The following is a 12930-nucleotide window of genomic DNA, read 5'->3' on the forward strand; positions in this document are numbered from 1 at the left end:
ATACACTGTTAAAGCGTAGGTGCAATGGCGCGAAGAAAGAAAGGTAAAAACAGCAGTAACAGCAGGCGAAGCCTGACAAGGCCTCGCCATGGAGCAGGTTAGCCCCGGGGCAAAATAATTTTACGCTGCTCACTCTGACGATAGATGGTCAGCATATGGCCAATGCTCTGTACCTTGATGGCACCGGTTTCGCGTACAATGGCGTCCATGATCAGCTGTTTGACTTCCCTGTCTTCGGCGGCAACCTTTACCTTGATCAGTTCGTGATGGTTCAGGGCCAGGTCAATCTCGGCCAGAACACCTTCGGTCAGGCCATGCTGGCCAAGCAACACCACCGGCTTCAGGCTGTGAGCCAGTCCTTTCAGGTATTGTTTTTGCTTATTGTTCAGGGTCATTGCAAAATGCTTCAGTTAATCAGGTTGAAAGGGGGTTATTGTACCCCCATCTAGACACTAATGGTAATAGCAGAGCGACAAATTAATGGGCAAAAAGAAACGTTCGGCCAGCTCAACCCGCTGGCTGAAAGAGCACTTTGACGATAAATATGTACAACAGGCACAAAAGAAGGGCCTGCGCTCGCGTGCCGTATTCAAGCTGGAAGAGTTACAGGGGCGGGACAAACTGCTGCGTGCCGGCATGACGGTGGTGGATCTGGGGGCTGCTCCGGGCGGCTGGAGCCAGTATGCCACCGAACAGGTCGGTCAGAGCGGCAAAGTCATTGCCTGCGATATTCTGCCCATGGATCCCATTGCCGGTGTTGACTTTCTGCAGGGTGATTTTCGTGAAGAAGCGGTTCTCAATGCCTTGCTTGAACGGGTAGGGGACGATAAGGTCGACGTATTGCTGTCGGACATGGCACCGAACATGAGCGGCACGCCGGAAGTAGACCAGCCAAGAGCCATGTATCTGGTGGAGCTGGCACTGGATATGTGCCGTGAGGTGCTGGCGTCCAGAGGCAGCTTTGTGGTGAAAGTATTCCAGGGGGCCGGATTTGATGAATTTCTCAGCGAGGTACGCCGGTCTTTTGCTACGGTCAAGGTAAGAAAACCCGACTCTTCGCGGCCCAGATCCCGAGAAGTCTACATTGTGGCTACAGGTTTTAAACTGTAGTACCCTGTTTCTGTCATAAACTGTCAGCCGGTGAGGTTAGTAATTTGAGTGACATGGCGAAAAATTTGATCCTGTGGTTGGTCATTGCCGTGGTGTTGATGTCCGTATTTCAGAGCTTCAGCCCAGGTGAACCGTCCGGCCGCCAGACGGATTATTCCACTTTTGTACAGGAAGTGGCTCAGGGCCAGATCCGCGAAGTGCGGATGGATGGTCAGACCATCAACGGCGTTAAGCGAAGTGGTGATCGTTTTACCACCATAATGCCTTCTGAAGATCCTCAGCTGCTCAACGATCTGCTTAACAATAATGTGCGGGTAGTGGGTGAGAAGCCGGAAGAACCAAGCCTGCTGACGTCCATCTTTATTTCCTGGTTCCCCATGTTGCTGCTGATCGGCGTCTGGGTATTCTTTATGCGCCAGATGCAAGGTGGTGGCGGTAAGGGTGCCATGACCTTTGGCAAGAGCAAGGCGCGGCTGATGGGTGAAGATCAGGTGAAAACCACCTTCGCCGATGTGGCCGGCTGTGATGAAGCCAAGGAAGACGTAAAAGAGCTGGTGGATTATCTGCGTGATCCCAGTCGCTTTCAGAAGCTGGGTGGTCGCATTCCTACCGGTATTCTGCTGGTGGGCCCGCCCGGTACCGGTAAAACCCTGCTGGCCAAGGCCATTGCCGGTGAAGCTAAGGTGCCGTTCTTTACCATTTCCGGTTCTGACTTTGTTGAGATGTTCGTGGGTGTAGGTGCATCACGCGTGCGCGACATGTTTGAACAGGCCAAAAAGTCGGCCCCCTGCATCATTTTTATCGATGAAATCGATGCGGTAGGCCGTCAGCGTGGTGCCGGTCTGGGTGGTGGTCACGATGAGCGTGAGCAGACCCTGAACCAGATGCTGGTTGAAATGGACGGCTTTGAAGGTAACGAAGGCGTGATTGTCATTGCCGCTACCAACCGTCCCGACGTGCTTGACCCGGCACTGCTGCGTCCGGGCCGTTTCGACCGCCAGGTAGTGGTAGGCCTGCCCGATGTGCGTGGCCGTGAGCAAATCCTTAAGGTGCATATGCGTCGCGTGCCCCTGGGTGATGACGTAGAGCCGTCACTGATTGCCCGTGGTACACCCGGCTTCAGTGGTGCAGATCTGGCCAACCTGGTGAATGAGGCTGCCCTGTTCGCTGCCCGTGGTGGTCGCCGTCTGGTGTCCATGGAAGAGTTTGAAAAAGCCAAAGACAAGATCATGATGGGTGCCGAGCGCCGCTCCATGGTGATGTCCGAGTCCGAGAAGGAAATGACGGCTTATCATGAAGCCGGCCATGCCATAGTGGGCCGCGTGGTGCCCGAGCACGATCCCGTGTACAAGGTGTCCATTATTCCCCGTGGCCGGGCTCTGGGTGTGACCATGTATTTGCCCGAGCAGGACAGATTCAGCTACAGCAAGCAGCATCTGGAGTCGATGATTTCCAGTCTGTATGGCGGTCGTCTGGCCGAAGAAATTATCTACGGCTTTGACAAGGTGACCACAGGGGCATCCAACGATATCGAGCGGGCCACTGAAATTGCCCACAAGATGGTAACTCAGTGGGGTCTGTCCGAGAAAATGGGTCCTTTGCTGTATGCAGAAGAAGAGGGTGAGGTGTTCCTCGGACGCAGTGCCGCCAAGAGCAAGCACATGTCTGATGAAACCGCCAAGCTGATTGATGCGGAAGTGAAAGAAGTGATTGAGCGTAATTTCCAGCGCGCCAAGCAAATTCTTCATGACAACATCGATATTCTGCATGCCATGAAAGATGCGCTGATGAAGTACGAGACCATTGACGCTCACCAGATCGATGATCTGATGGCGCGTCGGGATGTACGTCCGCCTGCCGACTGGAAAGACGAGCATGGCAACAAGCCTCAGGGGCCTGCCGCCGGGACCGGCGACAAAAAGGAAGAGGATGATGAGCAGAAAGTGTCGTCTCCCGACCTGAACAAGCCCGGTGATGCCACCAGCAATTAAACTTTTATGATAAATTAAGCCCCGGTCATGGTTACCGGGGCTTTTTATTTTCAGGACACTCTGCTTTATGTTGTTATCTTCTTCTACTCGTACGCTGGATCTTTCTACCCCACAGATTATGGGGGTGCTAAATATTACACCCGATTCTTTTTCTGATGGTGGCCGTTACCATGGTGAGGATGCCGCATTGCGTCACGCCCTGCAGATGGTGACCGATGGTGCCACCATCATTGACGTAGGCGGAGAGTCAACCCGCCCCGGGGCCGATGAGGTGGCTGCACAGGAAGAGCTGGAGCGGGTGGTACCTGTGATTGAACGGCTGCGGGCCGAGCTGGATTGCTGGATATCCGTGGACACCAGTAAGGCGGCAGTGATGGGCGAGGCGGTAAACGCTGGCGCTGACTTGATCAACGACATTCGCGCCCTGCGTGAACCGGGCGCACTGGAAACCGCCGCTGCCAGTGGTGCGGCGGTTTGCCTGATGCATATGCAGGGCCAGCCTCGTACCATGCAACAGGCACCGGATTATGCCAATGTGATTGCCGAGGTGGCGGAGTTTCTGGCGGCACAGGTGGCCGCTTGCGAAGCCGCCGGCATTTCCCGGGAACGCATTTGCCTGGATCCCGGCTATGGCTTTGGCAAGTCTCTGGAGCATAACTATGAATTGCTGGGGCGGGTAGGTGAGCTGCACCGGCTGGGTCTGCCGCTGCTGGCAGGCATGTCCCGCAAATCCATGCTGGGCCAGCTGCTGAACCGGGAAGTCAACGAGCGTCTGGCCGGTACCCTGTCGGCCCACCTGTTTGCGGTGGCACAGGGAGTTCAGATTGTGCGGGTACACGACGTTAAGGAAATGGCAGACGCCCTGCGCGTATGGCGTAAGGCAGCACATTATCAGGAACAGTTTTTATGAGCAGAAAATACTTTGGTACTGACGGCATTCGTGGCCGGGTAGGGGAATACCCCATTACGCCTGAATTCGTGATGAAGCTGGGCTGGGCTGCCGGTAAGGTGCTGTCGCAGACGGGTACCAAAAAGGTACTGATTGGCAAGGATACCCGTATTTCCGGTTATATGCTGGAGTCAGCGCTGGAAGCAGGCTTGTCTGCTGCCGGTCTGCAGGCAGCGCTGCTTGGCCCCATGCCGACTCCGGCCATTGCCTACCTCACCCGAACTTTCAGAGCCGAGGCGGGCATTGTGATCAGTGCTTCACACAATCCTTATTATGACAACGGCATCAAATTCTTCTCTCACGATGGCACCAAGCTGCCCGACGAAGTAGAGCTTGCCATTGAAGCCATGCTCGATCAGCCCATGGACTGTGTGCCGTCGGATCAGCTGGGAAAAGCCAGCCGCATCAATGATGCTGCCGGCCGGTATATCGAATTTTGTAAAAGTACTTTTCCGTCCGGTCTGCATCTGGACGGCCTGACCATAGTGCTGGACTGTGCCCACGGTGCTACCTATCACATAGCACCGGCGGTATTTGAAGAGCTGGGGGCAAAGGTGATTCGTACCGGTGGCAACCCCAATGGCCTCAACATTAATGACGGTGTCGGCTCCACTGCACCGGCAGCGTTGCAGGCAGCGGTGCTGGCGCATAACGCGGATTTGGGTATTGCCTTTGACGGCGACGGCGATCGTCTGGCCATGGTGGATCATACCGGTGCCCTGCTCGACGGTGATGAAATCCTTTACATTATCGCCCGGGATGCACAGCAGCGGGGCAAGCTGCAGGGCGGAGTGGTTGGCACCCTGATGACCAATATGGCGCTGGAGCTGGCCCTGGCCGATCTGAATATTCCCTTTGAACGGGCAAAAGTCGGGGATCGCTATGTAATGGAGTTGCTCAAGGAGCATGGCTGGAAACTGGGTGGCGAAAACTCCGGCCATATTATCAGCCTGGATCACAACAGCACCGGCGACGGCATTGTCGCGGCGCTGCAGGTCATGCGGGCGCTGCTGAACAGTGGCGGTAACCTGGCGCAACTGCGCAATGGTCTGACGCTGTTCCCGCAGGTACTGATCAATGTGCGCTATGCTGCCGGCACCGATCCGCTGGCCGATGCAGACGTAAAACAGCGGGTGGCCGCCGCCGAAGCCGAGCTGGCCGGCAATGGCCGGGTGCTGCTGAGAAAGTCGGGCACTGAGCCGCTCATTCGGGTGATGGCAGAAGGGGCTGATGAGTCGCAGGTGCGCCGTCTGGCGGAGCATATCGCCAACGCCATACCTGCCTGACCGGCTTCGCCGGAGCTTTAACGGCTTCGCCGTAGCTGTAAGCTCGCCCGGCTGCGCCGAGGCTGGAAGCTGTCAGCTGTAAGCAACCCGACGGGGTTTTGGCATTCATACGGGCAACTGAGATATATAACCGTATGCGGAGCCTTTAAACCACTTCGGGCGGCTGAACGCTTACAGCTTGGGTTAAACGGTTGTTGAATCATCGCTTTGCCGGCTTTTTATGCAGTCGGCAGTTTTTTTTGAAATTGCGCTTGTATCCGGATGAGGGTATGGCTAGTATTAGCCCCGCTCCCAAGGGCAGAGTGGTCCGGGACGCAAGCGCCAACCAAAGGTAGCAACATGTACGAGATTCTTTTGGTGGTGTACCTGCTGATTTCACTGACCTTGATAGGTCTGGTGCTGATACAGCAAGGAAAAGGTGCAGACATGGGCGCCTCTTTCGGAGCAGGTGCATCCAATACAGTATTCGGATCCAGCGGTTCAGGTAACTTCCTGACCAAAACGACCACACTTCTGGCAGCTGGGTTCTTTGTGGTCAGCCTGGTGCTTGGTAACTTGTCTACCAACGCAACCAAGCAAAGCAGTGAGTGGGAAGACCTGTCGGCTCCTGAAGTTATAGAAGCTCCTGCTCAGAACGACGTGCCTGTTACTGGTAACAGCAGCGACGTTCCGCAATAAAGTTTTAGCCGAGGTGGTGGAATTGGTAGACACGCTATCTTGAGGGGGTAGTGCCCGTATGGGCGTGCGGGTTCAAGTCCCGCTCTCGGCACCAATTTATAGACAGTTGAGAAGTTAGCTCAATTTGACTATAATCTCGCACGATTTCGGACGCGGGGTGGAGCAGCCTGGTAGCTCGTCGGGCTCATAACCCGAAGGTCGTCGGTTCAAATCCGGCCCCCGCAACCAATTTCACGTTCGTCGTCTGCTCACGATGAATGGTCGCTGCGAGGCGACAATCAGGGTACAGGTGAATAGCCCCGATTTGAAAATCGGGGCTTTTTGTTATCTGTATTCCGGCATTGGCAGGATCAATGCACTTTAAACTGGGCTGCGAGCCCTTTTTTTGTTTTTGAAGGGGGGTAGCTTTGGCTACATTGGAACAACGATTAACCGAAATGCTCAGTGAGCCGGTTGCGGCCCTGGGCTTTGAGCTGCTGGGGCTCGAGTATATTCGCGCCGGCCGGCATTCGACGCTGCGGCTGTACATCGACAGCGAGAAGGGCATCGATGTCAATGATTGTGCCGAAGTCAGCCGGCAGGTAAGCGCCGTGCTGGATGTGGAAGATCCCATTTCCACCGAGTATGATCTGGAAGTCTCATCCCCGGGGCTCGCACGACCCTTGTTCAAGCCGGCCCACTATCAGGCCATTATCGGTCAGGAAGCCGAACTGGCATTGCGTATGGCAGTGAATAATCGCCGTAAACTCAAGGGCACAGTGGTGTCTGCTGACGACACCATGGTCCGGCTCGAGGTGAATGGCCAGGAGTTTCCTGTGGCCTACGCCAACATTCAAAAAGCAAATCTGGTTCCGAATTTTGACTGACGAGGCCATCGGACATGAATAAAGAAATATTGCTGGTTGTAGACGCCGTTTCCAACGAAAAGGCGGTGCCTCGCGAAAAAATCTTTGAGGCGCTGGAAACCGCGCTGGCTACGGCCACCAAGAAAAAATATGACGGCGACATCGACGTTCGGGTTGCCATTGATCGTAAAAGCGGTGACTTCGACACTTTCCGCCGCTGGCAGGTAGTAGAAAATCAGGAAGCCCTGACTAACCCTTACCGGGAAATCACCCTGGAAGCGGCTCAGATTGATGAGCCGGAAATTGAAGTGGGTGATTATGTTGAAGATCAGATTGAATCTGTCGTCTTTGACCGCATTACTACTCAGACCGCCAAACAGGTTATCGTGCAGAAAGTACGTGAAGCCGAACGCATGCAGGTGGTGGAGCAGTTCCAGGATCAGGAAGGCGAAATCATTACCGGCGTGGTAAAAAAGGCCACCCGCGATAACGTGATTCTGGACCTGGGCAACAACGCCGAGGCAGTGATCTTCCGTGAAGATTTGCTGCCTCGTGAGTCGTTCCGCTCCGGTGACCGGGTGCGTGGTCTGCTCTATGCGGTTCGCCCCGAAGCCCGTGGTGCCCAGCTGTTTGTCAGCCGTTCCAGCCCGGACTTTCTGAAAGAGCTGTTCCGCATTGAAGTGCCGGAAATTGGCGAAGAAATCATTGAAATCATGGCCGCCGCCCGGGATCCGGGCAGCCGTGCCAAGATAGCGGTTAAAACCAACGATCGCCGTATCGATCCCATCGGTGCTTGTGTGGGCATGCGTGGTGCCCGGGTGCAGGCAGTATCCGGCGAGCTTGGCGGTGAGCGCGTAGACATAGTGCTGTGGGATGACAACCCGGCCCAGTTCGTGATCAATGCCATGGCTCCGGCGGATGTGGCGTCCATTATCGTGGACGAAGATGCCCACTCCATGGACATCGCCGTGGAAGCGGGCAACCTGGCTCAGGCAATTGGTCGTAATGGTCAGAACGTGCGTCTGGCGTCTCAGCTCACCGGCTGGGAGCTGAACGTGATGACCGATGAAGATCTGGCGCAAAAGCACCAGGCTGAAAACGACAAGACCATGAATTTGTTCGTGAACAACCTGGACATTGACGACGACTTCGCTGCTCTGCTGGTGGGTGAAGGTTTCTCCACTCTGGAGGAGATTGCCTATGTGCCGGTCAGTGAGCTGCTGAGCGTAGAAGGGCTGGATGAAGACACGGTTGAAGAGCTGCGTACTCGAGCCAAAGATGCACTGACCACCAAAGCACTGGCCCAGGAAGAATCTTTTGAAGGGGTAGAGCCGGCAGACGATCTGCTGGGGCTGCCTGGAATGACCCGCGAACTGGCTTATCAGCTGGCTGGCCGCGGTGTTGCGGATCTGGAAGAGCTGGCAGAGCAGGGCATTGATGACCTTGAAGGCATTGAAGGTCTGGACGAAGCCCAGGCGGGCGAACTCATCATGGCTGCCCGTAATATCTGCTGGTTCGGAGAACAGAACCAGGAATAAGATCATCGGAGGTAAATGAATGGCAGAAGTATCATTAACGCAACTTGCCAGTGACATCGACACGCCGGTTGATCGTCTGATCCAGCAGTTTCGTGAGGCGGGCATGGAGAAATCCGGTAACGATTCCGTTTCTGAAACTGAAAAAGCCGCTCTGCTTGCTCATCTTAAAAAGCAGCACGGTGGCAATGACGATAAAGAACCCAAACGGATGACCCTGCAGCGTAAAACCATCAGTACCCTCAGTGTTCAGGGTGCCGGTGGCAAGAACAAGGCAGTGCAGGTAGAAGTGCGCAAGAAGCGCACCTATGTAAGACGTGACGCGCTCGAAGAACAGCGTCGTGAAGAGGAAGAAAAGGCGCGCCAGGAAGCCGAGGCTCAGGCGCGTCGTGAGGCCGAGGAAGCGGCCAAACGAGAAGCAGCCGAACAAGCCAAGCGTGCAGCCGAAGAAAAGGCCAAACGTGAAGCTGAAGAAAAAGCTCGTCAGGCTCAGCTGCAGGCTCAGAAAAACACCGAGCAGGGGGCAACCCCGAAAAGCAAAGAGCAGAAAAAGGCGGACGACATGGCCAAGCGCGAAGAAGAAAAACTCAAGCAGCAGCGCGAACAGGAAGCACTGCGCAAAGCCGAGCTGGAAGCCCAGCAAAAGGCAGAAGAAGTGCGCAAGCTAGCAGAAGAAAATGAAAAACGCTGGGCGGAAGAAGCGGCCAAAAAGCCGGAAGACGCCGACTATCATGTCACCACCAATCAGCACGCCCGTGCGGCTGAAGATGAGGCCGACAAGAGCGAAGAGCAGAAAGCCCGTCGCACCGGTGGCAAGAAACGCAAGGGTGGCAAGACCAAGGAAGATAGGGAAAACCGCGAAAGCCGCAATGAGCGTCAGCGCAAAGGCAAACGCGCCAAGGTAATGACGCCCAAGTCCATGAAGCACGGCTTCCAGAAACCGGCTCAGCCGGTAACCCGTGAAGTGGAAATTGGTGAAACCATCACTGTCGCCGAGCTGGCTAACCGCATGGCAGTAAAAGGTGCCGAAGTCATCAAAACCATGATGAAGATGGGTGCCATGGTGACCATCAACCAGGTGATCGATCAGGAAACTGCTCAGCTGGTGGCCGAAGAAATGGGTCACAAGGTGGTGCTGCGTCGTGAAAACGAGCTGGAAGAGCGGGTACTGTCTGATCGTGATACTGACGCCGAGCGTAAAACCCGTGCTCCTGTGGTGACCATTATGGGCCACGTTGACCACGGCAAAACCTCTACTCTCGACTACATTCGTCGTACCAAGGTAGCGTCTGGTGAGGCCGGTGGTATTACTCAGCATATCGGTGCCTACCATGTAGAAACCGAGAACGGCATGATCACCTTCCTGGATACCCCGGGACACGCGGCCTTTACCTCCATGCGGGCCCGCGGTGCCAAGGCCACCGATATCGTAGTGCTGGTGGTGGCGGCCGATGACGGTGTGATGCCGCAAACCATTGAAGCCATTCAGCACGCCAAGGCCGCTGAAGTGCCGCTGATTGTGGCGGTAAACAAGATGGACAAGCCGGAAGCCGATCCGGATCGAGTCAAGAGCGAACTGTCCCAGCACGGCGTTATGTCGGAAGAGTGGGGCGGCGAGAACATGTTTGTTCATATTTCTGCCAAGGCCGGTACCGGCATTGACGAGCTGCTCGAAGCCATTCTGCTGCAGGCCGAAGTTCTGGAACTGACTGCAGTATATGACGCCATGGCCTCTGGCGTAGTGATTGAATCCCGTCTAGACAAGGGGCGTGGACCGGTTGCTACCGTGCTGGTACAAGACGGTACTCTGCATCAGGGCGACATCGTACTGTGTGGTCTGGAATATGGCCGGGTACGTGCCATGAAGGATGAGCTGGGCCGCGAAGTAAAATCCGCCGGTCCGTCCATTCCGGTGGAAATTCTGGGTCTGTCCGGCGTGCCCACTGCCGGTGATGAAGCCACTGTTGTGCGGGACGAGAAGAAAGCCCGTGAAGTGGCACTGTACCGCCAGGGCAAGTTCCGCGAAGTCAAGCTGGCCCGTCAGCAAAAAGCCAAGCTGGAGAACATGTTCGCCAACATGAACGAAGGCGAAGTGGCCGAGGTGAACCTGGTACTGAAAGCAGACGTACAGGGTTCTATCGAAGCTATTGCCGATTCGCTGATGAAACTGTCCACCGACGAAGTGAAGGTGAAGATAGTTGGCTCCGGCGTGGGTGGCATCACCGAAACCGACGCCAGCCTAGCTGCGGCGTCCAACGCCATCATTCTGGGCTTTAACGTGCGTGCCGATGCCTCTGCTCGCCGCATGATTGAAGCGGAAGAGATTGACCTGCGCTACTACAGCGTTATCTATGAGCTGCTGGATGAAGTGAAGCAGGCCATGACCGGCATGCTGGCTCCTGAGTTCAAGCAGGAAATCATCGGTCTGGCGGAAGTGCGGGACGTGTTCCGCTCACCCAAACTGGGTGCTATCGCCGGCTGTATGGTGACCGAAGGTAACGTCAAGCGCAGCAACCCGATCCGCGTGCTGCGTGACAACGTGGTGATTTACGAAGGCGAGCTGGAGTCTCTGCGTCGCTTCAAGGATGACGTTCAGGAAGTGCGTAACGGCATGGAATGCGGCATCGGCGTGAAGAACTACAATGACGTACGAGTAGGCGACCAGATCGAGGTTTATCAGATTGTGGAAGTACAGCGCACCCTGTAAGGTGGCGGTGAACCACGTCTGAACACAGTAATCAACGGGGGCCGGCAGGCCCCCTTTGTCTTGGAAGTAAAGTATGGCCAGAGAATTCAGCCGAACCCGCCGGGTAGGTCAGGAACTGCAAAAAGAAATTGCCGTTATCCTGCAGCGGGAAATCAAAGACGACCGTCTGGGCATGGTCACCGTATCCGGTGTGGAAGTGTCCCGTGATCTCAACTATGCAAAAGTGTTTGTGACCTTTCTCGACAACGATGCCGAGCGGGTAGAGCAGGGCATGGAAGTACTGAAAGAAGCCAGCGGTTATATTCGCAGCCTGGTGGCCAAGGCCATGCGCCTGCGGGTGACCCCCGAGCTGCGCTTCTCCTATGACCAGAGCCTGGTGGAAGGCATGCGTATCTCCACCCTGGTGTCGAGCACGGTGGAAGAAGACAAGCGCCGCAGTGCCGGCCGCAACGATGAAGACGAGAAGGAGCAGGACTGAGATGGGGCGTCAGCGACGTTTTCGCGGCCGTGAGGTAGACGGCATTTTGCTGCTCGACAAGCCGGCGGGCATCACATCCAACGATGCCCTGCAGCAGGTCAAGCGCATCTATGCCGCCGCCAAGGCCGGCCACACAGGAGCACTGGATCCGCTGGCTACCGGCATGCTGCCGATCTGTCTGGGTGAGGCCACCAAGTTTTCCCAGTTTTTGCTCGATGCCGACAAGCGCTACCGGGTGGTGGCAAAACTGGGCGAGCGGACCGACACCAGCGACGCCGACGGCGAAGTGGTTGAGACCCGTCCAGTCAATGTGTCCACCGGCGAGCTGATTGAAGCCCTGGATCATTTCCGCGGCGACATCATGCAGGTGCCGTCCATGTACTCAGCGCTCAAATATCAGGGCAAGCCCCTGTACCAGTACGCCCGGGAAGGCATAGAAGTACCCCGGGAAGCGCGCCCCATCACGGTATTTGAGCTCAAGCTCATTCGCTTTGAAGGGGACGAAGTGGAGCTGGAAGTACATTGCAGCAAGGGCACCTACATTCGTACCATAGTGGACGATCTGGGTGAGCGCCTGGGTTGCGGTGCTCACGTTGCCGTGCTGCGCCGGCTGGCGGTAGCCGGTTATCCGGCGGAGCGCATGCTGACCCTGGAGCAGCTGCAGTGCATTCTCGATAACTGCAAGGCCAATGACATTTCACCCCGGCTGGAGCTGGATCCGCTGCTGCTGCCCATGGATACCGCTGTGCAGAGTCTGCCGGAAGTGAACCTGTCCGAGCTGGTGGCGGGTTATCTGCTGCACGGCCAGGCGGTGCAGGTGTCCGGCGCGCCCCTCGACGGCTTTGTGCGCATGACGGTGGGCGATGACCGCCGCTTTGTCGGTGTCGGTGAAATCGACGATGACGGCAAGGTAGCGCCGCGCCGTCTGGTACGTTAATTGACGGTGATTTAAGGTTGCCAAGTGCGCCTTTGCTGGTAGAATGCCGTCCTTCCTTCCGGCTGAATTAGTGATCGGCTGGAATTCATTCATGCTTATTTTGGAGTAGACACAATGTCACTAAATGCTGAAACCAAAGCCCAGATCGTTGCCGAATTCGCCCGTGGCGAAGGCGACACCGGCTCTCCCGAAGTGCAGGTAGCTCTGCTGAGCGCCCAGATCAACCACCTGCAGGGCCACTTCAAGCAGCACATCCACGATCACCACAGCCGTCGCGGTCTGCTGCGCATGGTATCCCAGCGTCGTAACCTGCTGGACTACCTGAAGCGTAAAGACGTAGAGCGCTACCGTGACCTGATCAGCAAGCTGGGCCTGCGTCGTTAATCGACTCCAAAGCCTTGTTAAAAAGGGAGC

General features: G+C 56.0%; 12 protein-coding genes and 2 tRNA genes. 13 read left to right on the forward strand and 1 reads right to left on the reverse strand.

The genetic code is table 11. From position 1 onward, the window contains the following. Positions 1-98: 98 nt before the first annotated feature. On the reverse strand, positions 99-395 hold the full coding sequence (gene yhbY / locus R0I78_RS10715; protein WP_019935545.1) for a ribosome assembly RNA-binding protein YhbY: 297 nt from the start codon (positions 393-395) through the stop codon (positions 99-101). An 85-nt stretch (positions 396-480) separates the two neighbouring features. Between yhbY and rlmE the strand changes: the two genes are divergently transcribed. The 13 genes from rlmE to rpsO all read left to right on the forward strand — a co-directional run bounded on the left by rlmE (position 481) and on the right by rpsO (position 12900). Continuing rightward, positions 481-1110 carry a 23S rRNA (uridine(2552)-2'-O)-methyltransferase RlmE gene (rlmE, locus tag R0I78_RS10720; protein WP_019935546.1) on the forward strand — a complete coding sequence of 210 codons (630 nt, stop codon included), beginning with the start codon at positions 481-483 and terminating at the stop codon, positions 1108-1110. Between the two features lie 44 nt (positions 1111-1154). Continuing rightward, entirely contained in the window at positions 1155-3101 is a 1947-nt protein-coding gene (ftsH, locus tag R0I78_RS10725; protein WP_026344899.1) for an ATP-dependent zinc metalloprotease FtsH, read from the forward strand. A 67-nt stretch (positions 3102-3168) separates the two neighbouring features. Further along, positions 3169-4011: a dihydropteroate synthase gene (folP, locus tag R0I78_RS10730; RefSeq protein WP_317075301.1), complete on the forward strand. Its 843-nt coding sequence runs from the start codon at positions 3169-3171 to the stop codon at positions 4009-4011. Then, entirely contained in the window at positions 4008-5336 is a 1329-nt protein-coding gene (glmM, locus tag R0I78_RS10735; RefSeq protein WP_317075302.1) for a phosphoglucosamine mutase, read from the forward strand. The genes folP and glmM overlap by 4 nt, the downstream gene beginning before the upstream one ends. A gap of 339 nt (positions 5337-5675) precedes the next feature. Further along, positions 5676-6014, forward strand: coding sequence for a preprotein translocase subunit SecG (gene secG, locus R0I78_RS10740; protein ID WP_317075303.1), 339 nt, complete (start codon positions 5676-5678; stop codon positions 6012-6014). Positions 6015-6021: 7 nt separating this feature from the next. Beyond that, positions 6022-6108 (forward strand) — tRNA-Leu (locus R0I78_RS10745). Between the two features lie 57 nt (positions 6109-6165). Further along, positions 6166-6242, forward strand: a tRNA-Met gene (locus R0I78_RS10750). Between the two features lie 179 nt (positions 6243-6421). Further along, positions 6422-6880, forward strand: a complete 459-nt coding sequence (gene rimP, locus R0I78_RS10755) for a ribosome maturation factor RimP (protein WP_083928721.1) — start codon at positions 6422-6424, stop codon at positions 6878-6880. Positions 6881-6894: 14 nt separating this feature from the next. Next, on the forward strand, positions 6895-8397 hold the full coding sequence (gene nusA / locus R0I78_RS10760; RefSeq protein WP_019935552.1) for a transcription termination factor NusA: 1503 nt from the start codon (positions 6895-6897) through the stop codon (positions 8395-8397). 19 nt (positions 8398-8416) lie between these two features. Continuing rightward, on the forward strand, positions 8417-11101 hold the full coding sequence (gene infB / locus R0I78_RS10765) for a translation initiation factor IF-2 (protein WP_317075304.1): 2685 nt from the start codon (positions 8417-8419) through the stop codon (positions 11099-11101). 73 nt (positions 11102-11174) lie between these two features. Then, a complete protein-coding gene (gene rbfA / locus R0I78_RS10770; RefSeq protein WP_317075305.1) occupies positions 11175-11579 on the forward strand; it encodes a 30S ribosome-binding factor RbfA in 405 nt (134 codons plus the stop codon). Between the two features lies 1 nt (position 11580). Beyond that, complete coding sequence (gene truB, locus R0I78_RS10775) at positions 11581-12516, forward strand: tRNA pseudouridine(55) synthase TruB (protein WP_019935555.1); 936 nt, start codon at positions 11581-11583, stop codon at positions 12514-12516. Positions 12517-12630: 114 nt separating this feature from the next. After that, a complete protein-coding gene (gene rpsO, locus R0I78_RS10780; protein WP_019935556.1) occupies positions 12631-12900 on the forward strand; it encodes a 30S ribosomal protein S15 in 270 nt (89 codons plus the stop codon). Positions 12901-12930: the final 30 nt, after the last annotated feature.

This window comes from Oceanimonas sp. CAM02 (genome assembly GCF_032842915.1).
Taxonomy (GTDB): Bacteria; Pseudomonadota; Gammaproteobacteria; order Enterobacterales; family Aeromonadaceae; genus Oceanimonas; species Oceanimonas smirnovii.

Excerpts from the sequence above, each read along its gene's own strand:
- yhbY (WP_019935545.1), bottom strand. The coding sequence starts at position 395 with ATGACCCTGAACAATAAGCAAAAACAATACCTGAAAGGACTGGCTCAC.
- rlmE (WP_019935546.1), top strand. The coding sequence starts at position 481 with ATGGGCAAAAAGAAACGTTCGGCCAGCTCAACCCGCTGGCTGAAAGAG.
- folP (WP_317075301.1), top strand. The coding sequence starts at position 3,169 with ATGTTGTTATCTTCTTCTACTCGTACGCTGGATCTTTCTACCCCACAG.
- glmM (WP_317075302.1), top strand. The coding sequence starts at position 4,008 with ATGAGCAGAAAATACTTTGGTACTGACGGCATTCGTGGCCGGGTAGGG.
- secG (WP_317075303.1), top strand. The coding sequence starts at position 5,676 with ATGTACGAGATTCTTTTGGTGGTGTACCTGCTGATTTCACTGACCTTG.
- nusA (WP_019935552.1), top strand. The coding sequence starts at position 6,895 with ATGAATAAAGAAATATTGCTGGTTGTAGACGCCGTTTCCAACGAAAAG.
- infB (WP_317075304.1), top strand. The coding sequence starts at position 8,417 with ATGGCAGAAGTATCATTAACGCAACTTGCCAGTGACATCGACACGCCG.
- rbfA (WP_317075305.1), top strand. The coding sequence starts at position 11,175 with ATGGCCAGAGAATTCAGCCGAACCCGCCGGGTAGGTCAGGAACTGCAA.
- truB (WP_019935555.1), top strand. The coding sequence starts at position 11,581 with ATGGGGCGTCAGCGACGTTTTCGCGGCCGTGAGGTAGACGGCATTTTG.
- rpsO (WP_019935556.1), top strand. The coding sequence starts at position 12,631 with ATGTCACTAAATGCTGAAACCAAAGCCCAGATCGTTGCCGAATTCGCC.